18 protein-coding genes are annotated in these 22,014 nt (G+C 60.7%); 8 read left to right on the top strand and 10 right to left on the bottom strand.

The features are described from left to right. Nucleotides 1-60: 60 nt before the first annotated feature. On the top strand, nucleotides 61-702 hold the full coding sequence (locus tag ACFWXH_RS05850; RefSeq protein WP_379118282.1) for a CGNR zinc finger domain-containing protein: 642 nt from the start codon (nucleotides 61-63) through the stop codon (nucleotides 700-702). A 124-nt stretch (nucleotides 703-826) separates the two neighbouring features. Here ACFWXH_RS05850 and ACFWXH_RS05845 read toward each other — a convergent pair whose 3' ends face one another. From ACFWXH_RS05845 to ACFWXH_RS05835, 3 genes are all read right to left on the bottom strand, one after another. Beyond that, a complete protein-coding gene (locus tag ACFWXH_RS05845) occupies nucleotides 827-3,898 on the bottom strand; it encodes an SPOR domain-containing protein (RefSeq protein WP_379118280.1) in 3,072 nt (1,023 codons plus the stop codon). Between the two features lie 102 nt (nucleotides 3,899-4,000). Further along, nucleotides 4,001-5,758, bottom strand: a complete 1,758-nt coding sequence (gene argS / locus ACFWXH_RS05840; RefSeq protein WP_379118278.1) for an arginine--tRNA ligase — start codon at nucleotides 5,756-5,758, stop codon at nucleotides 4,001-4,003. 62 nt (nucleotides 5,759-5,820) lie between these two features. After that, nucleotides 5,821-7,035 (bottom strand): deoxyguanosinetriphosphate triphosphohydrolase, encoded by a 1,215-nt coding sequence (locus tag ACFWXH_RS05835; RefSeq protein ID WP_379118276.1) that lies wholly within the window; start codon nucleotides 7,033-7,035, stop codon nucleotides 5,821-5,823. A gap of 73 nt (nucleotides 7,036-7,108) precedes the next feature. On the opposite strand from ACFWXH_RS05835, the gene erpA reads away from it, so the two are divergent. The 3 genes from erpA to ACFWXH_RS05820 all read left to right on the top strand — a co-directional run bounded on the left by erpA (nucleotide 7,109) and on the right by ACFWXH_RS05820 (nucleotide 8,973). After that, on the top strand, nucleotides 7,109-7,456 hold the full coding sequence (gene erpA / locus ACFWXH_RS05830) for an iron-sulfur cluster insertion protein ErpA (protein ID WP_054311541.1): 348 nt from the start codon (nucleotides 7,109-7,111) through the stop codon (nucleotides 7,454-7,456). Between the two features lies 1 nt (nucleotide 7,457). After that, nucleotides 7,458-7,841, top strand: a complete 384-nt coding sequence (locus ACFWXH_RS05825; protein WP_379118273.1) for a VOC family protein — start codon at nucleotides 7,458-7,460, stop codon at nucleotides 7,839-7,841. 229 nt (nucleotides 7,842-8,070) lie between these two features. Continuing rightward, nucleotides 8,071-8,973 carry a DMT family transporter gene (locus ACFWXH_RS05820; protein ID WP_379118271.1) on the top strand — a complete coding sequence of 301 codons (903 nt, stop codon included), beginning with the start codon at nucleotides 8,071-8,073 and terminating at the stop codon, nucleotides 8,971-8,973. A 38-nt stretch (nucleotides 8,974-9,011) separates the two neighbouring features. Here the strand turns inward: ACFWXH_RS05820 and ACFWXH_RS05815 are convergent, their stop codons facing one another. Continuing rightward, on the bottom strand, nucleotides 9,012-9,902 hold the full coding sequence (locus tag ACFWXH_RS05815; protein WP_054311538.1) for a LuxR C-terminal-related transcriptional regulator: 891 nt from the start codon (nucleotides 9,900-9,902) through the stop codon (nucleotides 9,012-9,014). 216 nt (nucleotides 9,903-10,118) lie between these two features. Here ACFWXH_RS05815 and ACFWXH_RS05810 point away from each other — a divergent pair, with 216 nt between their 5' ends. Further along, a complete protein-coding gene (locus ACFWXH_RS05810) occupies nucleotides 10,119-11,822 on the top strand; it encodes an amidohydrolase (protein ID WP_379118268.1) in 1,704 nt (567 codons plus the stop codon). Between the two features lie 75 nt (nucleotides 11,823-11,897). Here ACFWXH_RS05810 and ACFWXH_RS05805 read toward each other — a convergent pair whose 3' ends face one another. After that, the gene (locus ACFWXH_RS05805) at nucleotides 11,898-12,518 is read right to left on the bottom strand and encodes a cysteine hydrolase family protein (RefSeq protein WP_379118266.1); all 621 of its coding nucleotides are present in this window, start codon (nucleotides 12,516-12,518) and stop codon (nucleotides 11,898-11,900) included. Nucleotides 12,519-12,641: 123 nt separating this feature from the next. Here ACFWXH_RS05805 and ACFWXH_RS05800 point away from each other — a divergent pair, with 123 nt between their 5' ends. Beyond that, on the top strand, nucleotides 12,642-13,616 hold the full coding sequence (locus tag ACFWXH_RS05800) for a GlxA family transcriptional regulator (protein ID WP_379118264.1): 975 nt from the start codon (nucleotides 12,642-12,644) through the stop codon (nucleotides 13,614-13,616). 168 nt (nucleotides 13,617-13,784) lie between these two features. Next, nucleotides 13,785-14,579 (top strand): exodeoxyribonuclease III, encoded by a 795-nt coding sequence (gene xth / locus ACFWXH_RS05795; protein WP_379118262.1) that lies wholly within the window; start codon nucleotides 13,785-13,787, stop codon nucleotides 14,577-14,579. A 57-nt stretch (nucleotides 14,580-14,636) separates the two neighbouring features. Here the strand turns inward: xth and ACFWXH_RS05790 are convergent, their stop codons facing one another. From ACFWXH_RS05790 to ACFWXH_RS05775, 4 genes are all read right to left on the bottom strand, one after another. Next, nucleotides 14,637-15,470 carry a tetratricopeptide repeat protein gene (locus ACFWXH_RS05790; protein ID WP_379118260.1) on the bottom strand — a complete coding sequence of 278 codons (834 nt, stop codon included), beginning with the start codon at nucleotides 15,468-15,470 and terminating at the stop codon, nucleotides 14,637-14,639. Then, nucleotides 15,457-15,687, bottom strand: coding sequence for a hypothetical protein (locus ACFWXH_RS05785; RefSeq protein ID WP_152979880.1), 231 nt, complete (start codon nucleotides 15,685-15,687; stop codon nucleotides 15,457-15,459). The genes ACFWXH_RS05790 and ACFWXH_RS05785 overlap by 14 nt, the downstream gene beginning before the upstream one ends. Before the next feature lie 276 nt (nucleotides 15,688-15,963). Next, nucleotides 15,964-17,166, bottom strand: coding sequence for an outer membrane protein transport protein (locus ACFWXH_RS05780; RefSeq protein WP_379118257.1), 1,203 nt, complete (start codon nucleotides 17,164-17,166; stop codon nucleotides 15,964-15,966). A gap of 416 nt (nucleotides 17,167-17,582) precedes the next feature. Then, nucleotides 17,583-20,489 (bottom strand): valine--tRNA ligase, encoded by a 2,907-nt coding sequence (locus tag ACFWXH_RS05775; protein ID WP_379118255.1) that lies wholly within the window; start codon nucleotides 20,487-20,489, stop codon nucleotides 17,583-17,585. Between the two features lie 241 nt (nucleotides 20,490-20,730). On the opposite strand from ACFWXH_RS05775, the gene ACFWXH_RS05770 reads away from it, so the two are divergent. Continuing rightward, a complete protein-coding gene (locus ACFWXH_RS05770; RefSeq protein ID WP_379118253.1) occupies nucleotides 20,731-21,366 on the top strand; it encodes a VOC family protein in 636 nt (211 codons plus the stop codon). 50 nt (nucleotides 21,367-21,416) lie between these two features. Here the strand turns inward: ACFWXH_RS05770 and ACFWXH_RS05765 are convergent, their stop codons facing one another. After that, nucleotides 21,417-21,980 (bottom strand): TetR/AcrR family transcriptional regulator, encoded by a 564-nt coding sequence (locus tag ACFWXH_RS05765; protein ID WP_379118251.1) that lies wholly within the window; start codon nucleotides 21,978-21,980, stop codon nucleotides 21,417-21,419. Between the last annotated feature and the right edge of the window lie 34 nt (nucleotides 21,981-22,014).

The raw sequence follows: 22,014 nt of genomic DNA, 5'->3' as shown, positions 1-22,014 counted from the left end.
ACATGCATTAGCAAGGAAAGATCGCCAACCGACGCAACCATCCTGACAAAGGAGGCTCATTTGCTTGCCGACACCAAGACAGGCTGGCCGCATCGCTTTATCGCAGGCAGCTTGTGCCTCGACTTCATCAATACGATCGATCTGCCGGGCACACCGAAAGAACGCGATCTGGTTGCCGATTACGGTGCGCTGATTGCCTGGAGTGTGGCGCGAGCCACGATGATGCCGGCGACAGGAAAAAAACTCCTGAGGTTGGCGAATGCAGCACCAGCCGATGCCAACCATGCGCTGGCCGATGCGCTTGAATTGCGCAGCGCTGTCCGCCAGCTTGCCGAGGCAGTTCAGACAGGCGGTGATCTTTCTCCATTGTTGCCTGGGATAAATGCCCATCTCGCACGCCTCGTCTCCCCGCCCCGTTTGCTGCCAACGGCGCGCGGCCAAGGCGCTGCCTACGACCTCCCGGGCCGGAACCTGGCAGAACCGCTCTGGCCGATTTTGTGGACACTTTCTACGCTGCTGGTCTCCGACGACCTCAGGAAGCTGGGCACCTGTCATGCGCAGGATTGCCGGGCCATTTTCATCGACCACACCAACAACCGCTCGCGCATCTGGTGCGCCAGCGATCTGTGCGGCAACCGCGAGCGCGTGCGCCGCGCCTACCGCGCAAGGCAAGTGAAAGGAACGTCACTCAAGAGCAACTGAGGCTTGCCACTGTTAGCCTCGCGGTCTGCTTGTCGGCATGTCGCATGAACGAACAAGCCGGGCTCCCAAAAGAAAACGGCGCAGCCAAAGCCGCGCCGTTTGTGTTCGGAAGGTTTCGTCCGGTTTACTTCGAGACGAAGCAGTTGCCACCAGCCGCCTTGTAGCTGGTGCACAGCTTGATGGCGTCTTCGCGGGACTGCGCCATCACGCGCACCCGGTAGAAGGTGCCCTTGCCGGCAACGTCGGCCTTGACGATGTTGGCGCTGCGGCCTGCCAGCACATTCGAATAGCGGCGAGCCAGATCCTGATAGGTCGACTGAGCACCCTCGACAGTCGGCTGCGAGGCGATCTGCATGGACCAGCCAGAAGTTGCAGGCGCCGGAGCCTGGGGCTGTGCCGAAGCGACCTGCTGCTGTTGCTGTGCCTGCGGCTTGATCTCGCCGGCTATGTCGACCGGCTGGTCAGACGGGCGCTGCGGCGCCAGCGGGGCAGCGGACGGGGTTGCAGCAACGGTGCTCGGCTTCGCCGGCTTCAGTGCGGGCTGATCGGCGCCGGCCTGCGGCACGGTGCCTGTCTGATCCTGCGCGACACGCTGTGGCGTCGGGTCGGTCGGTTCGGAAGCCGCCACAGGAGCTGCAGCCGGCTCCTCGCGCGGGGCAAGTGTACCGTCTGGCTTGACCACCATGGTGCGAACCTTGCGCGGCGTTACCAGCGCGCCTTCCGACGTGCCGGCGTTTTCCTGTGCAATCTGAGCAACGCGGTCTTCCGACTTCACCGGCTGTTGCGCGGTATTTTGCCCCTGCGCATCACCTTCGCTGTCGTCCGTGCCCGAGAAGGCGGCATTGCGCTCAGCCCGGTCGGCTTGCTCCTTGGCGACGACATCCACCGGCTCCTCGGCATTCGCGACCAGCTTCGGCTGGGTCGGTGTAGCCGGACGGGCGCCCTTGGCGACGGCGTCATAAACCTTGTTGTCCTGGTTGGGAATGACGGTTCCGCCCGGATTTTCTGGCTTCACCTTCATCGGCTGGCTGTCAGCCTTGACGATAGCCGGCGCATCCGAGCTCGAACCACCGCCGAACGAGAAAGCGAAGGCACCAACGCCGCCGACTACGGCGACCGCACCGACCAGAGCGGCGATCAGCAGACCGCGACGACGCGGCGCTTCATTCGCTTCGGCAGCAGCCGCGTCCGGGATGGTCATGCCCTCTTCAAGGTCCGGATCATAGTCGAAACCGTCGTCGGCAATCTGGCCGCCCTCGGCTGGCATGGCATGCCCCGGATTGCGGGAATCGTAGCCCTGGTAACCGAGATCAGCGTAAGCGGCAGCCGCGGCAGCGGCCTGCGGCGTGTCAGCGTAAGCCGGCATCTCGACACGGTCGCGCTTGTAGTTGTTGACGGCGTCGTCGTCATATTGAGCCGTCTTCGCAGGCGCCGCCGATTCACCCGGTAGCATCTCGTTGAGAAGCGTCGAGAATTCGGCGTCGAGTTCGTCGAAGTTCGAGGTTTCGGGCTTGTCCTGTTCGAAGGGAACTTCCGGGATATCAAGATCGTCCGCAAGTGCAACGACACGCTCCGGCACATCCATGGTCTCGATATCCGGCACGTCTTCGCGAACCGGCTGTGCGGGCTTTTGCCAGGACGCGGCGGCAGGTTGAACAACCGGCTGCGGCGCGGCCTCCGCGCGTGGTTCGACTTGCATGGCCGGCTGAACCGGGGGCAGCTGCGCCGGCGTCGAGAACTGCTGCACGGATGCAGAGTATTGCTGCGCAGGCGCGGAGTATGGCTGCGACGAAGGCGCCACCGGATTGCCGCGGCTCCAGGCCCGCATGGGCTGCGCGAAGGTAGCGGTAGCGGCAGCCGCGGCTGGAGCCGCCCATTTCAGCGCTTCGACCGGATCTTCTTCGACCTGCTCGACCGGTTCCTCGTCGAGTGTATCCATACCGCCGGCCATCGCCGCATCAAAGGCATCGGTGTCGAAATCGATGTCGTCTTCAGCGTGCGGGATCTCGTCGACAGCTTCGATATCGGCAGCGGCAAATTCCTCGACCAACGAAGCGTCAAGATCGGCTTCGACCTCGTGCTGAGCCGGCAGTTCAACCGTGGCTGGAGCCGCGGCAAACTGCGGGCGCCAAGCTTCGGCTTCAGCAGATGGGGCGGCAGCAGGGCGTGCGGTCATGCGTCCAAGCAGCGCGTTGAGCTCGTCTTCCAGGCTGCGGTCCTGCGCAGCGAGGGACGGGGTTTCAGCGGCCACTGCGGCAACGGGTTCGGCGGCAGCAATCGCCACGGCCTCGCTCTCGTCGTTGAAGGCGTCCTCCAGATCGACGTCGAAATCAGGCTCATCCTCGGCAACGACATCCGCCGGCTGCGCATGATGGCCAAAGGTTGGCATGAATGTCTGCTCGGACTGCGTCGGCTCGACTTCGACAGCCTCGACTTCAGTCGCCTCCGCCGCAACAACCGGCGCCTCATCGTGTGCGCTGAAATCCATATCGACATCGGCCATGGCTGTGTCGAAATGCGCATCGAAATCATCGCCAGCAACGGCAGCGCTCGGCTCGACGGCAAATGATGCCGACTCCTCGGCAACAGGCTCGGCAGAAACTTGCTCGGCAACGACGGGTTCTACCGTCGCGACAGGATCCCCGGCCGTTTCGTCCGCGAAGTCGAGATCGCCGAAATCAACGTCGCTCATCGCGGCTTCGTAATCTTCGAACTGCTGTCCGGTCGGCGTGGCTTGCGGCTGAACCTCATCATCGATCACGACAGCCTCGTCAAAGGCCTGTTCGTCCAGGCTTTCAGCGGCGGCAGCGAAATCGAAGTCTGGAGCATCATCCTCGACCGGAGCAGCTACGGCTGAAACCGCAGGTTCGGCAGCACGGAACTCCTGCTCCATCGAAGCGACGAAATCGTCGTCGACCGTTTCATCGGCATGCGGCTCGGTGGCCTGCGGCGGAAGGGCGGCGAGCGGCTGCGCCGCAGCGACCGGCTCTTCATCGTAAGCCTCGAATTCGCCCATCAATTCCTTTTCGAGGTCGATGTCGAAATCTTCGGCCTGCCCGGCAGTCGGCTGCGGCGCCGCCTGGCGCTGCACCGGCTCACGCGGATCAAAGCCCATGATGCGGGTCAGTTCCGCGAACGGATCGTCACTTGCGATGTCGTTGTGGTTGGCTACACGCGCCTGGGTTCTGTCTGCCATTGTCGTTCCCGAACTCGCACTCATCGGACGCCATGGACGTCGCGGAAGGTTGGCCCCTACCAGCGCAATGTGGGCAAATGGTGACAGGCTTTTCGGTCGAACCTAGCGCATTTCGGTCGGGGCATCCGCTCCGATCAACGCCAGGCCAGACGACAATACGTCCAGAACAGCCTGCACCAGCCCGAGTCTGGCATAGGTCAATTGTGGGTCGTTAACCTTAACAAAACGTAAGTCTACATGATCGTTGCCACGGTTCCACTGTGCATGGAAGCCACTGGCCAGATCATACAGGTAAAAAGCCAATCTGTGCGGCTCCTGCGACTGCGCCGCCTGCTCGATCAAACGTGGATATTCAGCGAGCTTCCTGATCAGCGCAAGCTCACCCTCGTCTTTCAGCAGATCAAGCCCGGCCGACAGTTGCTTGCGCGACGGATCGACGATGTTGAGCTGCTCCCTCGCCTGCCGGAATACCGAATGGCAGCGCGCGGATGCATACTGCACATAGAAGACAGGATTGTCTTTCGACTGCTCGGTGACCTTGGCGAAGTCGAAGTCGAGCGGAGCGTCGCTTTTGCGATAGAGCATCATGAAACGCACCGGATCGCGGCCGACTTCCTCGACCACTTCGCGCAGCGTGACGAAATCGCCGGAGCGCTTCGACATGCGCACGGGTTCGCCATCACGAAACAGCTTCACCAGTTGGCACAGCAGCACCGTGAGCTTCACGCGACCGTCGGTAACCGCCTTGGCGAGCGCCTCCAGCCGCTTGACGTACCCACCGTGGTCGGCGCCGAGCACATAGATCAGTTCGTCGAAGCCGCGCTCCACCTTATCCTTCAGATAGGCGACATCGGCGGCGAAATAGGTGAAGGAGCCATCGGACTTGACCAGCGCACGATCCATGTCGTCGCCGACCGCCGTCGAACGGAACAGCGTCTGCTCGCGGTCTTCCCAGTCGTCAGGCTTCTCGCCTTTGGGGGGCGGCAGCTTGCCTTTGTAGATGTGCCCCTTGAGCGTCAGATCGGCGATCGCCGCGCGGATCGCCTTGGCGTTGTCGGCATGCAGCGTGCGCTCGGAGAAGAAAACGTCGTGATGGACGTTGAGCAGCGCGAGGTCTTCCTTGATCATCACCATCATGGCATCGATCGTGCGATCCTTGACGATGGCCAGCGCTTCATCTTCCGGCATCTGCAGCAGGTTACGGCCAAACTCCTTTGCCAGCGCCTGCCCTACCGGCACCAGGTAATCGCCGGGGTAGAGGCCTGGCGGGATTTCGCCGATCTCGTCGCCCAGCGCCTCGCGGTAACGCAGGAAAGCGGAGCGGCCGAGCACGTCGATCTGCACGCCGGCGTCGTTGATCACATATTCCTTCGTCACCTTGTAGCCGGCGAAGGCGAGCAGGTTGGCCAGCGTGTCGCCGACGACGGCACCGCGCGTATGGCCGACATGCATCGGCCCGGTTGGATTGGCCGAGACATATTCGACATTGACCGCGAGACCCTCGCCGATCTTCGAGCGGCCATAATCCTGGCCTTCGTCGATCAGACCGGTGAGATGCCGGTGCCAGAACGCGTCCGTAAGCCTGAGGTTGACGAAACCCGGTCCAGCCACCTCTGCGCCGGAGACGTCGGCATCACCGCGCAAGGCTTCAACGATGCGCTCGGCCAATGCGCGCGGATTCTGACCTGCGGGCTTGGCCAGCACCATCGCGGCGTTGGTTGCGAGATCGCCGTGGCTGGCGTCACGCGGTGGCTCGACAGCGATGCGGCCAAGATCGAGCGTACCACCATCTTTGTCTTTCAGATCAAGGCTTTTCACGGTCTTGATGACCCGCGCTGTGAAGTCGGCGAAGATATTCATGAAAACTGCTCTGCGTTTATGCGAGAAGAACCGGTCTTTGGCCGGCGAAAATCGTGCCCGGCCTAGCTCAAATCAGGCGTTCGGTCAAACAAACGTCGGTGCTCCTTCAACGCATAGGTGTCGGTCATGCCGGCAATGAAATCCGCCACGTCGCGCGCCTTGATGCGGGCCTCGGCGCGATCGAGCCCTTCACGCCAGCCATCCGGCATGGCGCGCGGATCGGCGAAATAGGCGTCGAACAGGTCCTTCACGATCTGCTCGGCATCGGCGCGAACGCGCATCACTTCGGGATGACGGTAAAGCCGCGCATAGAGAAAGGTCTTCAACTCCTTCTCCGCCAGCGCCATCTCGTCGGAGAAACGCACGACGGTCTCACCGGCACCCCGCACAGCGTCCGGGCTGCCGGGAGAAAGACGGGCGAGATTGGTTTTGGCGGTGACGATGACGTCCTCGACCATCATGGTGATCTGGCGCCGCATCAGTTCGTGACCGGTGCGGACCGCATCAAGCGCCGGATAGCGCTCGCGGACGCCCTTGAGGATCGACCCCGGCAGGCCGACGGCCTCCAGCATGTCGAGGCTGATGAGACCCGAGCGAATACCGTCGTCGATGTCATGGGTGTTGTAGGCGATGTCGTCGGCGATGGCCGCGCATTGCGCCTCGATGCTGGCGTAGCGCGACAGTTCGAGGTCGTGCAGTTCCGAATAGTCAAGGATCGCCCTTGGTACCGGCCCTTTCAACCCTCTGCCCGCGGCATCCGTCAACGGACCATTGTGCTTGACCAGCCCTTCCAGCGTTTCCCAGGTCAGGTTCAGCCCGTCGAATTCGGCATAGCGGCGCTCCAGCCGCGTCACGACACGCAGCGACTGCGCGTTGTGGTCGAAACCGCCCCAGAGCGTCATCTTCTCGTTCAGCGCATCCTCGCCGGTATGGCCAAAGGGCGTATGGCCGAAATCGTGAACCAGCGCCACCGCTTCGGCCAGATCCTCGTCGACGCGGAGAGCACGGGCCAGCGCCCGCGCGATCTGCGCCACCTCGATCGTGTGGGTGAGTCGGGTGCGGTAGTGATCGCCCTCATGCGCAACGAAGACCTGCGTCTTGTGCTTCAGCCGGCGAAACGCAGTAGAATGGATGATCCGGTCCCGGTCACGCTGGAAAGGCGTGCGCGTCGGGCTTTCCGCCTCGTCGAACAGGCGGCCGCGCGAACGCGCCGGGTCGCACGCATAGGCTGCGCGTGGCCTGTAGCCGAAGCCGATATCGCCAAGCTCGCTGGTCATCGCCCCTGTCGCTGTTGACTTGCCCCGCCCCGCTTCATACCTATCATGCAGAACCGAACGCAAGGTGACGCCCATGGGTGCCGACGCCAAAACCGCCATGAAGGTCGAGATGACGGAATCCGCCGCGAAGCGGATTTCCAAGATCGTTGGCGACGAACCCGGCAAAACGGCATTACGCGTTGCCGTCGAAGGTGGCGGCTGTTCGGGCTTCTCGTACAAATTTGACCTGGTCGACACCCGCAACGACGACGACGTCGCCATCGAGCGCGACGGCGCCACCATCCTCATCGACGACATCTCGCTGATCTATATGGGCGGCTCGGTCATCGACTTCGTCGACGATCTGATGGGCCAGTCCTTCCAGATCAGGAATCCCAACGCCGTTGCCTCCTGCGGCTGCGGGACCAGTTTCTCGATCTAACATGCCTTCGATCGGCGCGGTCCGTCAGGTCGCGCTGTCGGCCGGGCGAAATCTCGATACCACGCTGGCCTTCTGGCACGAGGTGCTGGGTCTGTCCCTGCATTCGCGTTTCGATCCACCCGGCATGGCCTTCATCATGGCAGGTGACGTGCGGCTCTATTTCGCCGACGGCGTGCCGGCAGGCACCGTTTACCTCGACATCACCGACATCGAGACCTTCCACACTGAAGCCAAAGCCGCCGGCGTACCGTTCACCGCTGCGCCGGCAATGGTGCACCACGACATCAATGGCCTGTTCGGCCCGGCCGGCGAAAGTGAGTGGATGGCTTTCCTGAAAGATCCTGCCGGCAACACCATCGGGCTGGTGGAACGCAAAGCGGGCTAGAGCAATTCCAGGAAAAATACGTAACGGTTTTCCGTTCGAAATTGCGTAAAAACAGAGACTTAGAGCGTTTTCGAAAAAACGGAAAATGCTCTAAGTACCACCGGCTGCTGCCTCCAGATCGCGGCTCCTTGCGAAAAGCGTGGCCCAACAGTTCGATCCAAATCGAAACATTGCATGACGGCAACACGCTAGAGGACGATGAAACGTCACAAGGACAGCACGACCCGCCATGCCCGCCAAGACCGCTCCCGAACTTGCCTTGCTCGTCCTTCTGTCGACGCTGTGGGGCGCCTCCTATACCTTCATCAAGGTCGGCGTGGAGACCATTCCACCGGTGACGCTGATCGCAGCGCGAACCCTGATCGCTGGACTGATCCTGCTTGGGGTCTTGCACTGGCGTGGCCTGCGATTGCCGACGCAAGCGACGATGTGGGGCCGGTTCGTGCTGCAGGCGGTGCTGAACAGCGCGGTGCCCTTCACGCTGATCGCCTGGGCCGAACGCTCGATCGATGCGGGACTCGCCGTCATCCTCAATTCGCTGACGCCGATCTTCGCCTTCCTGCTCACCGCACTCATCACGAGGCATGAACAGGTAACGAGCCGCAAGCTGTTCGGTGTCGTTGCCGGGCTTGCCGGCGCATGCCTGATCATCGGGATACAGGCGCTGAACGGGCTGGGCACGCAATTGTGGGCGCAGCTTGCGATGGTGGCTGCAACCATCTGCTACGGCGCCGCAGCGATTACGGGCAAAAGCTTCAAGGGGACGGACCCGATGATCCCCGCCGCTGGCTCGCTGATTGCGGGAGCGATGATGCTCATACCGCTCAGCCTGGTCGTCGATCACCCCTGGTCACTGGCGCCTTCGACGCACTCTTTACTCGCGCTGCTCGGCCTTTCCGTCTTTTCAACCGCGCTTGCCTTCGCGATCTACTTCCGGCTGCTGCAAACGCTGGGCTCGGTCGGCGCCACCGCACAGGCCTATCTTAGGGTTCCCATCGGCGTGGCGATCGGCGTCATCTTCCTCGGAGAGACTGTTACCACAACAGCTGCAATCGGATTGGTGACGGTCATTGCCGGAGTTGTTGCGATGACCTCCTTACCCAGCCGCAGCAAGGCAACGGCAGAGGCGTGAACATGTGACGTAGCGATCGGGACGGTCCTGCCGATCCCTCAATGAGGCGCCAGTTGCCCCGTCAGTTGGCCGCGCCGGCCGAGATAAGCGATCAGGGGATCTTCCGACGCATTGCCTGCCGATGCGGCGGCATCGATGAACAGCGAAAACAGCGCGGTCTGGGAAGCGATATCGAGTTTTGCATAGAGATTGCGGCGATGCAGCTTCACCGTCGCTGGCGAAATGCCGAGCCGCGAAGCAGCGCCCTTCACGGAAAAGCCTCGCAGGATCAATTGGGCGACTTCGCATTCACGTGGGGTCAGCACACTGCGCCCGAAATTTCTCAACGCTTGCGCCAGCACGCTCTGCAGCAATGATCCTTGATCTTCAAGGACTTCAGGCCGCAAGTCGCGATAGTGCTTGAGCACAGCCTGGCTCAGCAGCGGCGCAACGGTTTGCAGGAACTCGGCATCCTCGCCGCTGAAGATTTCATGTGACCTGCGCCGGGCCAGCGAGATCGCAACCTTGGTATCCGTGTCGAGGCTGACGAAGATGTTGAACTCGTCGTGCAGCCCGGAATGCCGATAATAGTCGCGATAATATTGTGAGCGGTCGAGCGACGGCGCGATCTGGTTGAGCCGATAAAGTCCGTCGTCCCCATTGTCGAGGGCAAGACGGTAGAATGGGTCCAGCCGATAGGAACCGTGCAGGTAGGCGCGAATGTCCGAAAGTCCCCTGTCGGTGCACCAGTCGTTGAAGAGTATCTTCGGTGCCGTATCGCGGCGGTAAAGCAGGATCAGGCCCGCGTCGACCTTGACATGCTGTTTGAGCGACTGTGCAAGCCGCTCCTGAAAATCCAGCGAACCGACCCCGGCCAGCAATGACAGCGCCAGGTTTGTTGTCGCCGATGCGCCACCAGCGGGTCGTTGGGCGAAATCATCGCCGTTCATTTTGAAATCTCCTCTCCCATGCGCAGCGTATGACAATGCCCAAATAGCGGCAAGCAACGGCGAACATCCGAGCCCGACATTGCTTGAACCCACCCGCGACAACACCCTAGCCCGAAGGCGTATTTTTCATTTCCCAACAGCGCTCCACAATGCCCGATGCGCAAGCCCCGCGCCTCGTCAGGAGTTGCGCCCGAGGGGCTGCAAATCGAGGGAAACATGAAAAACAGAGATCCAAGGAAGGGCCTGCTTCTGACATCCTGCCTGGTGGCGCTTGTCTCAAGCGCGGGACATGCCATGGCAGCCGCCGACCTCATCGTCGTCAACGCGGATGTGCGTACGGTCGATCCTGGCAAGCCAAAGGTCCAGGCATTCGCGATCGAGGGCGGAAAATTCACCGCCACCGGCACCAATGACGAGATCAAGGCGCAGGCCGACGGCAACACCGAGATCGTCGATGCCGGCGGCAAAACCGTGACGCCAGGTTTCATCGATGGGCATACGCATTTAACCTCTGGCACCGACATGGTCGTCGGGGTCGATCTTTCCTACATTCCCGACAAGAAGACTTGGCTCGACAAGATCAAGGAAGCCGATGCGCGCTTGCCGAAAGGCGCATGGCTGACCGGCGGCGGCTGGGACTACACGCTGGGCGAAGGCAAGCTGCCGACGAAAGAGGATATCGACGCGGTCGTTCCGGACCGCGTGGTGATCCTGCGGGACATCGACTTCCATTCTGTCTGGGTCAACTCCAAAGCGATCGAAGTGGGCGCTGTCACCGCCAAGTCGGAAGTCAAGGAAGGCGGCCAGGTCCTGCTCAACGACAAGGGTGAGCCGAGCGGCATCCTGCTGGAAGCGGCCGGAGAACTGGTGGAAAAGCATCGGCCGGTTGCCACCGACACCGAACGGCGCGAGGGCTTGCTGGAAACACTGAAATTCGCGAACAGCCTTGGTATCACCACCGTCAACGACATGTCCGATCTGGCGGCCGTGCACGATTATGCTGCACTCGTTGCAGACAAGAAAATGCCGCTGCGCGTCTGGTACGGCTTCTTCGAAGGCGATCCGAAAAAGATCGCCGCGGCAGTCGTGGACCGGCAAGCGGTAGACAAGATCTCCACCGATTCAGGCGAGCAGGAGAAAAAGGGACCGCTGCTGAAACTTGGCTACACCAAGTCGGTGATGGATGGCGTTCTGTCCACCCGCACGGCCTATCTGCACGAGGACTATTCGGACCAGAAGGGTTGGAAGGGCAAGCCGTTCGAGACCAAGGAGCAACTTGCCGCCGCCATCCGCGCTTCGAACGAGAACGGCTTCCCCACCGCTGTGCACGCCATCGGAGACGGCAGCGTCGGCCTGGTGCTCGATGCCTTTGCCGAAGCCTCCGTTCCGCGCGCGCAGCCGAACCGGATCGAACATATCGAAGTCGTCGAAACCCCGGACATCAAGCGTTTCAAGGACCTCGGTGTTGCCGCCTCCATGCAGCCGAACCATGCCACCGGCACGATCGGCAAATACATCACCGAACGCATCGGCGAAAACCGCGAGCCCAGAGCTTATGTCTGGCATTCCATGCTCGAAGCCGGCGTGCCACTGGTGTTCGGCTCGGACTGGCCAACCTCACCGCTGAGCCCCCTCACCCAGATCAACGATGCCGTCTTCCGCGAAAGCCCATTCGGGCTCGGCAACGGACCATGGCATCCCGAGCAGGCGGTGAGTTTCGACCAGGCTCTGTTTTCCTACACGCAGGCCGGAGCCAACATGACGCCATGGGGCGACCAGATCGGCTCGATCAGTGTCGGCAAATGGGCTGATTTTGTCCTCATTGACGGCACGCTCCCGGACCCGCTCGACCGGTCGATCCGCCAGCGCAAGGTCGAGGCGACCTACCTTGCCGGCAATGAGGTCTATCGCAAACCGTGACAACAGGAGGTCCTCCCGAAGCAGGGTATCGGGAGGACCTCCTCGCTCGCGTCCGCAGCGAAGAAGCGGCAGGCGCTACTTCGCCATACGTGGCAGTTTCAGGATCTGTTCGGTCGTCAGAATGTCGCCGAACGTGTCGTCGATCGAGGCAAGCGCTGCGCGATGCAACGTATCGTGAGCGATGGTCTGGCCATTGTCGGTATCGAGATCACGCGTCGCGCAGGCATCCTCGGCCACGATCACATTGTAACCCAACGGCACGGCATCGCGCGCGGCACCGGCAACGCAGGCATGCGTCATCAGGCCGGTGATGATCAGCGTCTCTATCCCGGACTGCTTCAGGCGCTGATCGATATCCGTTGTCGGGAACACGCTGACCGACGATTTGCGCAAGATCGCATGATTGGCTGCAGGCTGGCTGTCACGATGGAATGCAGAGGTCTCGCTGTCTTCAGCAAAAACCGGGCTGCCTGCCGGTGCGACATGCTGGACGTGATAAACTGTGGTGCCCTCGGCGTCCGCGCGTTCGATCAAGCGCCGGGCATTCGCCAACGCCTTTTCTCCATTCGGGATCGGCATCCTGCCGTTGAAATATTCATTCTGGAAATCGATCACCAGCAGAGCCGTCCTGGCCGGATCAAGATGCTGAGGCGCCTGAGCACCGGCGATGGTGCGAATGGTTGGGTGCTGTGCCATGGGAACTTCCTTTCTTTGCCATTTCCGTTGGCGCTTGGTCACAAAATCCGCGGATCTGCGAAAGTGGCCTGAATGACAATATGTGATAGGTTCCGGCCAACCCATCGCTTGAAGTCATCACGCATGCACACAATCGCCATCATCGCTTTCGAAGGCATCAGCCCTTTCCATCTCTCGGTGCCTTGCATCGTATTCGGGGATGATCTGCTGAAGCTGGGCGCACCACGCTACCGTCTGCAGATCTGCGGTGAGAACATAGGTTCGGTGGCCACCATGTCAGGTTTCCGGATCGAGGTGGAGCACGACCTCACCAGCCTGGCGACGGCAGACACAGTGATCGTACCCGCCTGGCGCGATCCCGACGAGCGCCCGTCCGAAGCCCTTCTGCAAGCTCTCAAGGCGGCGCATGCGCGCGGCGCGCGTGTGGTCGGCCTGTGCCTGGGCACTTTCGTGCTGGCCGAAGCCGGCCTGCTCGATGGGCGCACGGTGTCCACACATTGGGCCTGGGCCGGCGAGTTCGAGCGGAGCCATCCACATGTCGCCTTGAACCAGAACGCGCTTTACATCGACGATGGCGATATCCTGACTTCGGCGGGGACAGCAGCCGCCCTCGACTGCTGTCTGCATATCGTGCGCCGCGATCATGGCGCGGAGATCGCCAATCGCGTCGCACGGCGTCTGGTGGTCGCGCCACACCGTCATGGTGGCCAGGCGCAGTATATCGAAAAACCGCTGCCAACGAGCGGCAGTGAGGACCAGATCGGGGCTGCGATCAGCTGGGCGATAGAGCATCTCGACGAACCGCTGAGCCTCGATCAGCTTGCGAGGCGAGCTGGCATGAGCCTTCGCAGCTTCACCCGGCATTTCCGCAACAAGACCGGCACGACCTTCACGCAATGGCTGCTGAACCACCGCCTTGCTGCGGCACAGCGCCTGCTGGAAACAGGATCCTGTTCAATCGACCATGTGGCCGAGATGGCCGGCTTTGGCTCGACCGTGTCGCTGCGCCAGCATTTCACGCGAACCTTCTCGATCTCGCCAGCCAGCTATCGCCGCCAGTTCCAAAAGAAACCTACCCTGGAAGGTGCCCAGCAATAAAAAGCCGCCTCCTCTGGCAGCCTTTTGACGGTTGATGGCATGACGATGTTCCCATTATCGCGCCTGTCGTTCCGTGCCGGGTTCCTTTCCTGTGAAGGATATTGCAGGATCGAATCGGAACGCGGATCGCGCCATCCTTGATCTGCCTGAACTAGTCGCGAGATTTTCATGAAAATCGTCACCTGGAACATCAACGGCGTGCGCGCTCGTATCGAGAACCTTGTCCATTGGCTGAACGAGAGCCAGCCAGACATCGTCTGCCTGCAGGAGATCAAGACTGTCGACGACCAGTTTCCACGCTTTGAGGTGGAAGCGCTCGGCTACCATGTCGAGACGCACGGCCAGAAGGGTTTCAACGGAGTTGCCATCCTGTCGAAGCTGCGCTTCGACGAGGTCAATCGCGGCCTGCCCGGCGATGATGCCGACGAACAGGCACGTTTCATCGAAGGCGTGTTTTCGACCGACAGAGGTGCGCTGCGTGTCGTGTCACTCTATCTGCCGAACGGCAATCCGATCAGCGATCCGGTGAAGTTTCCCTACAAACTCTCCTGGATGGCGCGGCTGGAGCGGTGGGCGGCGGAGCGGCTGGCGCTGGAGGAGGCGCTGATCCTCGCCGGCGACTACAACGTCATTCCCGAAGCGATCGACGCCAGGACACCGGAAGCATGGCTGGGTGACGCGCTATTCCAGCCAGAAACCCGGCAGGCATTCCGCCGGCTGCAGAATCTCGGCTTCACCGAAGCAGTGCGCTCCGTCACCGATGCGCCCGGCGTCTATACTTTCTGGGATTATCAGGCTGGAGCCTGGCAGAAAAACAATGGCATTCGTATCGACCACCTGCTCCTGTCGCCCGAAGCAGCAAACCGTTTCGCGTCGGCGTCGATCGAAAAGCATGTGCGGGCGTGGGAAAAGCCTTCCGACCATGTTCCGGTAGCGGTGGATCTGACGCTGACGGCAGCGTGAGCGGCCAGAAAGCAGGTCATTTCGACACGGTAGGCTGGAGACAAAAATCGCCTGCGGTTACTGCTGTTCGGCGCCGGTAACGCCCTTGGCCAGCATATCATCAGCCAACGAGATGGCAGTGCGACGGTCTGCTTCACCGGAAACGGCGAAAGCTTCTTCCTGCATGGAGCGAATCCACGGCTGATCGGTCGGTGTCGCGCGCGAAAGAGCGGCCGTCATCATGGCCAGCCCCCGCACCACCTTGCCGCTCTGGAACAACAGGTTGCCGAGCGTCGCCTGTGCGCCGGCATGCCCCTTTTCGGCAGCAAGCTGCAGCCAGCGGCCGGCTTGCCTGACACTGGCCTTTGCCCCGCCTTCGCCCTTCAGGAACATCTTGCCCAATTCGTACTGGGCATTCGGGTTCCGGTAATTGGCAGCGGCGCGCGTGAAATATTCCTGCGCGGTGATCGGATCCGCGCTCACCGGGCTGCCAGGGATGCCTTGCTTCAGGTAATCGCCCAGCGCCACCAGCGCATCAGAAACATAGCTTTCTTCCGGTGAACCGGGCTCAACGTCCTGATCGGCGATTTCGGAGAAGAACTTGAAGGCCGCGTAATCGTCCTGCGCGACGCCATCACCTTCGGCATACATGCGCGCCAGCTTCCAGGTCGCGCCGATCTGGCCGTTCTCGGCGGCATATTTGTAGGCTTCGACAGCCTGTTCCTTGTGGCCGTTCTTGTAAGCCGAGAAGCCGAACTGAAAAACTTCCCAGGGACTGGATTTCGGCTTCACACCACTCTTGTCGTCGAAAATCTTGTCATCAAAGGCAAAAGCCTGGCCTGCGGCGCCGAGGGTCGCCATCGCGACCAGCACCGTCAGGACAGAAGATCTCGCCAACTCACCAACCCGCATGACTGCGCATTTCTTTCGCGTCGCCCATGCGGACGATCGAATCCGTACAAGCCAGCGACCTCGCAGCCACGCTTTTGCGCGGCACGTTGCGCTGGGACTCACATTTCATCGAGTTTTGCCACGCATTTCCGGCCAAACTGCGGTTGAAACCGCGCGGCGATATGGCAATCGCGCTGCGTTTCAACTGGCTGGCACTGACAAACACGTGAGCGTTCATTGCTATTCCTGCCGCGGCCTTGCGGCCCACCTCTCGCGCCAACCGTCTTCGGTCTCGCCGGGCCTTATTGAGGTGCTCCGGGTTTATGGCGGGAAATGGGCATCGCGCCCGCCTCGACTTCTTAGCCGATGGCTTGTTTCGAAACTGTTGCCGAAACGTCACAATTATGAATGGGGATGTTGATGTTGCATTTACGGCACGGGATGGACCTGGCCGGATTCCATGCAACAAAAAAGCCGGGCAGGATGCCCGGCTTTTTCAATCAGAATGAGGAGCTTACCACTTTATGCTGTAACCACCGTTGAAGGCGATAGCATAGCCTGACTCGACGCCTTGGTTTTTAGCGCCGTACTGAGTTTCCTCACCAGAGCCGAGATAGCTGAAGCCGACGCCACCGCGGAACTCTCCGCCGATACCATCCTTGAAGGAACCACCCACTGCCAGCGTATAGGTGTCGCCGATGACATCCCAGCCGGTACCGACACCTTGATCCCAGGTCAGGCTGGCGAAACCGGAAACCTGGTCGTTGAAGGCATGACCAACACCGCCAGTGACGGTCCAGCCGTCTTTCCAGAAGTACTTGTCAGAAGAAACGGTCACACCACCAATTTTGGAGCGAACGTCAAGTGTCGTCAGCTGGCTCCAATCGGTCCATTTGACGCTACCAAACGCAAGCCAGCCTGGCGCGATGCCGCTCTGCAGTTTGAACTCAACGCTCTGTGGCAGATTGCCAACACCGATTGCATCTACTGGAACAGGTGCGTTCGGACCAGCCTGCTGAATGATTCTGAGAAACTGGGCCTGCAACGGCGTTCCTGCCGTCGCCTGAGCCAAAACAGCAGCGGGCGCTGTCAATGAACCGTCCGCTCCATACTTTGTGCCAGAGCGGTACATGACCTGACCGCGGAAGGCGATATCTGGAATCTCGTAGGCCGCGCCGACGCGGTAACCGTATTCCTGACCGTCCAGGCGCAACGTAGCGTTGCCCAAGCCCTGTGCCGCGTACGAATTCACACGATTATAGTCGAACTTCTCCATGAAGCCGCCGCCGAGCAGCCAGAGCTTGCCTTGCCCCGCATCAAAGCCGATGCCGCAGGTCAGCGCCGATTCATACGTCGTGAATTCTTCGGAGATCTTTCCGCTTGAAGTCGGAAAATCGTACTTCGCATTGCCGCCGTTGTTGTTCACCAACGTGCCGGCGCAGCGCAAATTTTCGGTCAGGTTGAACTTCACTGCCGCCGACGGGATTACGTAATCCTCGGCATAGTCGGTGCCGATCAGCTGCGGATTACCGTTCTTATTGAACTTACGCTTCGGCGTCACATAGGTGACGCTCGAGCGCATGTTGAAGTTGCCCTGCTCGAAGATGATGTCCGTATCGGCCGAGCCGCGCGAGAAACCGCCGGCGTTTGCCGTGCCGATCATCGCCAGCGACATGCACCCTGCCCCCAGGAGCGCTTTGATACGCAAATTGGTCATGAAATCCTCTCCCCGGAAATTCGTGCACCAAGCTAGAGCCAATTCGCGTTAATGAGGCAATAAGGAATTTCAAGCTGTACAAGTACAGTTTTTTTCCGTGGCTCCGAATACACCGCGCTTACTCATCGCAGCATTGGCTCGGACACCAAAAAGCCACTGTTTTTGAAGGCCGGCGAAGAAAAACGTCGCCAAAATTCGTACCAAACGCACGAAAAAGCCTCATTTTGGCGGGTTCAACCAGAATTGTTACATTATGGCAACAATGCGGTTCAAAGTTTCCGTTTACGTCAATTGTGACGCAGCGGAATGCCTTTTTGGCGGGTTTTCGATGGCCTCGGAACGCCCTGAACGCAACGTCAGAATCGGGTCTCCGGCGCATCGCAATGCGCGCCGGAAACGGTCGGGATGGCGTGAGCTCAACCGGCGTCGCGTACCCGGGTCAACGCAGCCGACAGCTTCTGCTGCTGCTCGTTGTATTCGGTGAGTTTCTCGCGTTCGGCCTCGACCACCTCTTCCGGCGCATTGGCGACGAACTTGTCGTTCGACAGCTTCTTGTGCAGACGGGCGATCTCCTCCGTCACCTTGGCCAGTTCCTTCTGGAGACGCGCGGCTTCAGCGACAAGGTCGATCAGAGTGCCCAGCGGCAGGCAGGCCGTCGCCTCACCCAACACGATCTGTGCCGAGCCTTTCGGCGCCGTGTCGGCGTGCGAAATCTCGCCGACCCGTGCCAGCCGCTTGATCGCTGCCTCGTGCCGAACCAGCCGTTCCTTGGTCGCGGCATTTGCGCCGATGACCACCAAGGGCGCGATCGCTGCCGGCGGCACGTTCATCTCCGAACGCACCGAACGAATGCCGCTGACCAGATCGATCAGCCAGTTGATGTCGTCGGCCGCCTCGGCATCTTCGAAATCCGGTGACGGCCAGCTAGCGTGACAAAGCAGCGACGAACGCTCCTTGCCCTCTCCCGCCGTCTCAGCCCACAGCTCTTCCGTCATGAACGGCATCATCGGATGGAGCAGCTTGTAGATCTCGTCGAGCACAAAAGCGACGCAGGCGCGGCTCTCGGCCTTCGCCGCCTCGTCTTCGCCCATGAACACCGGCTTCAGCAGTTCCAGATACCAATCGCAGAACTGGTTCCAGACGAATCGATAGGCGGCACCTGCCGCTTCGTTGAAGCGGTAGGACGTGATCGCGTCAGTGATCTCGCGCGCCGCACGGGTCAGCTCGGTCAGGATCCAGCGATTCACCGCAAGCTTGGCATCCTGCAGCCAGAAAGTATCGTCGCGGGCCACACCGTTCATCTCGGCAAAGCGCGTGGCGTTCCAAAGCTTGGTGCCGAAGTTCCGGTAGCCGGCGATGCGGGCAGGATCGAGCTTCACGTCGCGCCCTTGTGCCGCCATGATCGCCAGCGTGAAACGCAGAGCATCGGCGCCATATTCGTCGATCAGTTCGAGCGGATCGATGACGTTGCCTTTCGACTTCGACATCTTCTGCCCGTTCTTGTCGCGCACCAGTGCATGCATGTAGACGGTATGGAACGGCTCCTCGTCCATGAAGTGCAGGCCCATCATCATCATGCGGGCGACCCAGAAGAAGATGAGGTCGAAACCTGTGACCAGCACGTCCGTCTGATAGTAGGTCTTCAGCTCCGGTGTCTTGTCCGGCCAGCCGAGCGTCGAGAACGGCCACAGCGCAGATGAGAACCATGTGTCCAGCACATCTTCGTCACGCGTCAGGATCTCGCCCGGCTGGAAGTTTTCCAACTTCTCCTCCACCCAGGCCTTCCAAGGACCTTCATGGGCAAGATAATGCTGGATTGCGGCCTCGAGCGCCTCTTCCTCGGTCTTCTCGACAAAGGCGCGGCCATCCGGTCCATACCAGGCTGGAATCTGATGTCCCCACCATAGCTGGCGCGAAATGCACCAGGGCTCGATGTTCTCCATCCATTGGAAATATGTCTTGTTCCAACTGCTTGGGATGATCTTCGTGCGCCCTTCGCGTACCGAGGCCAGCGCTGGCTTTGCCAGCACTTCGGCGTCAAGAAACCACTGGTCCGTCAGCATCGGCTCGATCACGACGTTGGAGCGATCGCCGAAGGGCTGCATGAGCTTCTTCTTTTCCACGAAGGGAATGTCATTGCCTTCGGCATCCTTGACCGTGACGGCGAGCCCCTCCGCAGTGATCGCCTCGACGATCAGCTTGCGAGCGGTGTAGCGGTCGAGGCCACGATATTCGTCCGGAACCAGATTGATGGCGTCGACTTCGGCTTCGCTCGGCACGTTCCCGGTCCTGGCAATATCCAGTGCCTGCGCCGCATAGTCGGCATAGGGCTCACCGTCAGCGCGCATCGCGGCCTGCGTGTCCATCAGCCGGTAGAGTGGAATGTTGTTGCGACGGGCGACCTGATAATCGTTGAAGTCGTGCGCACCCGTGATCTTCACGGCACCCGAGCCGAAGGTCGGGTCGGGATATTCGTCGGTGATGATCGGGATCAGGCGCCGATGCTCCTTCGGGCCGACCGGAATTTCACAAAGCTTGCCGACAATTGGCGCATAACGTTCGTCGGAAGGATGAACGGCAACCGCCCCGTCGCCCAGCATGGTTTCCGGACGGGTGGTCGCGATGGAAATGTAATTGCGTTCTTCCTTCAGGATGACGTTTCCGTCCGCGTCCTTCTCGACATAGGTGTAGGTTTCGCCGCCGGCCAGCGGGTACTTGAAATGCCACATATGGCCGTCGGTTTCCTTGTTCTCGACTTCGAGGTCGGAGATCGCCGTCTCGAACTGCGGATCCCAGTTCACCAGACGCTTGCCGCGGTAGATCAGGCCCTCTTTGTGCAGCGTGACAAAGACCTCGAGCACCGCCTTTGACAAGCCCTCGTCCATGGTGAATCGCTCACGCGACCAGTCCGCCGACGCCCCCAGACGCTTGAGCTGGTTGAAAATGACGCCGCCGGATTCGCCCTTCCACTCCCAGACCTTCTCGACGAATTGTTCTCGCGTGAGGTCACGACGATGAATCTGCTTTTCCATGAGCTTGCGCTCGACCACCATCTGCGTGGCGATTCCGGCATGGTCCATGCCCGGCTGCCACAGCACATTCTTGCCGCGCATGCGCTCGAAGCGCACCAGGATGTCCTGCAGCGTGTTGTTGAGCGCATGGCCCATATGCAGCGAGCCGGTAACATTGGGCGGCGGAATGACAATGGAGAACGGCTCGGCACCTTCCTCCGCACCGGCACCGGCGCGGAAGGCATCCGCCTCCTCCCAAATCTTGGCGATCTTAGGCTCGACGCTTTTCGCGTCATAGGTTTTTTCGAGCATGGAAAGGGCGTCCGCAGTGTCGGGATTTGCTGGTGACGGTAAATCGGAAGGGCTTGGCCAAGTCAACCACGCTAAGGCCTGCCATCCGACAGATAAGAGCCCGCAATGACTCAACCAAGGTCCTGCAGTGCTCTTGTCTCACGCTTTGGCTCCGCTTACGATCCTTCCGCTGCTGTAGGGCGCACCGGTTTCGGCCGAAGGGGCATTGCCCGCCTACGACACCTCAACCCGAAATGCGCCCATGTCCCAGTTCGAACATTTCCGCAAACAGGCCAAGCTCTATCTCAAATGGCATCGCGAGGGCCGCTATCCCGCGGCCGCGGCGATCCGGTCGCTGCTGCCACGCTATCGAGGTCTCAGCGACCGGCAAATCCTTGAACGCGAGTTCAAGCTCGCCGATGCGCAAGAGCTTGTTGCCCGCAAGGCGGGTTTCGAGAATTGGGAGGCGCTCAAGAAAGGACCTGCAGTCATGAGCACCTCTACCGCACCCGAAAAAGAACCGTTTCTCGCTCTTTCGGAGCCACAGTTGTTCGTTGCCGACATAGGCCGTGCCTGCGATTTCTATACCGGCAAGCTCGGCTTCACCCTTCGTTTCACCTATGGCGAGCCGCCCTTCTACGCGCAGGTCTTCCGGGATGGAGCGCGCCTCAACCTGCGCCATGTTGATAGACCGGTGCTGGATACCGCCAGGATCGTGCCGGAACACCTTGTGGTGGCAACGATCGTGCTGGACCACGGTATCAAGAAACTGTTCCTCGACTACCAGGCTGCCGATGTGCCGTTCTTCCAGGCACTCAAAACCGAGCCCTGGGGCTCCCGCACATTCATCGTGACCGACCCCGACGGCAACCTCGTCTGCTTCGCCGCCAACCCGTGATCGGCATCCAGGGAGCTGGCGCCATACGCGAGCGGCTCCTCCTCGTTCGATCAGCTGGGGACTAGCGGAAAAGTGCCTCGGCTGACCGACAGCATCTTCGAGAACAATTCCAGCAGGATGTCGCAGAGTGGCTGCGGATCGCGCCTTTCGGATGCAATTGCGTCATCGACGACACCGTGCATGCCGTCGAATAGAACCAGCGCGGTCATGCGGATATCGGGCACAGACCAGGCACCCGCCGCCTGGCCAGCGTCTAGCAAGGCGCCAAGCTGAGCGATCACGGCATCCTTTTCCTTCGAATGCCGCCGTGAGTGGCTGAAATCGTGAAAGACCACATCATGCAATTTGAAATTGGCGAGATAAGCTCGCACAGCACCGTGAACCCAGGCTGACAATCGCGCCGGGAAATCCGCCGCGGGACAGGCCTCGATTGCCTCGTTCACGCCTCTCGCGAAATCCCGCGAGAAACGCTCCCGCAGGGCCAAGACGACATCCGTCTTCGTTGCGAAATAATGATAGAAAGTGCCCTTGGCCACGCCGGCACGCGCAACGATCTCGTCGATCGTCGTCGCCTCGATGCCTTTCGCGATGAACAGCGCTGCTGCGGCCGCCATCAGATCGTCCGTGCGCACTTCGGCAGGCAAGGTA

This window comes from Mesorhizobium sp. NPDC059054, assembly GCF_042739215.1.
Taxonomy (GTDB): Bacteria; Pseudomonadota; Alphaproteobacteria; order Rhizobiales; family Rhizobiaceae; genus Mesorhizobium.
This window is presented reverse-complemented; position numbering and strand designations above follow the sequence as displayed.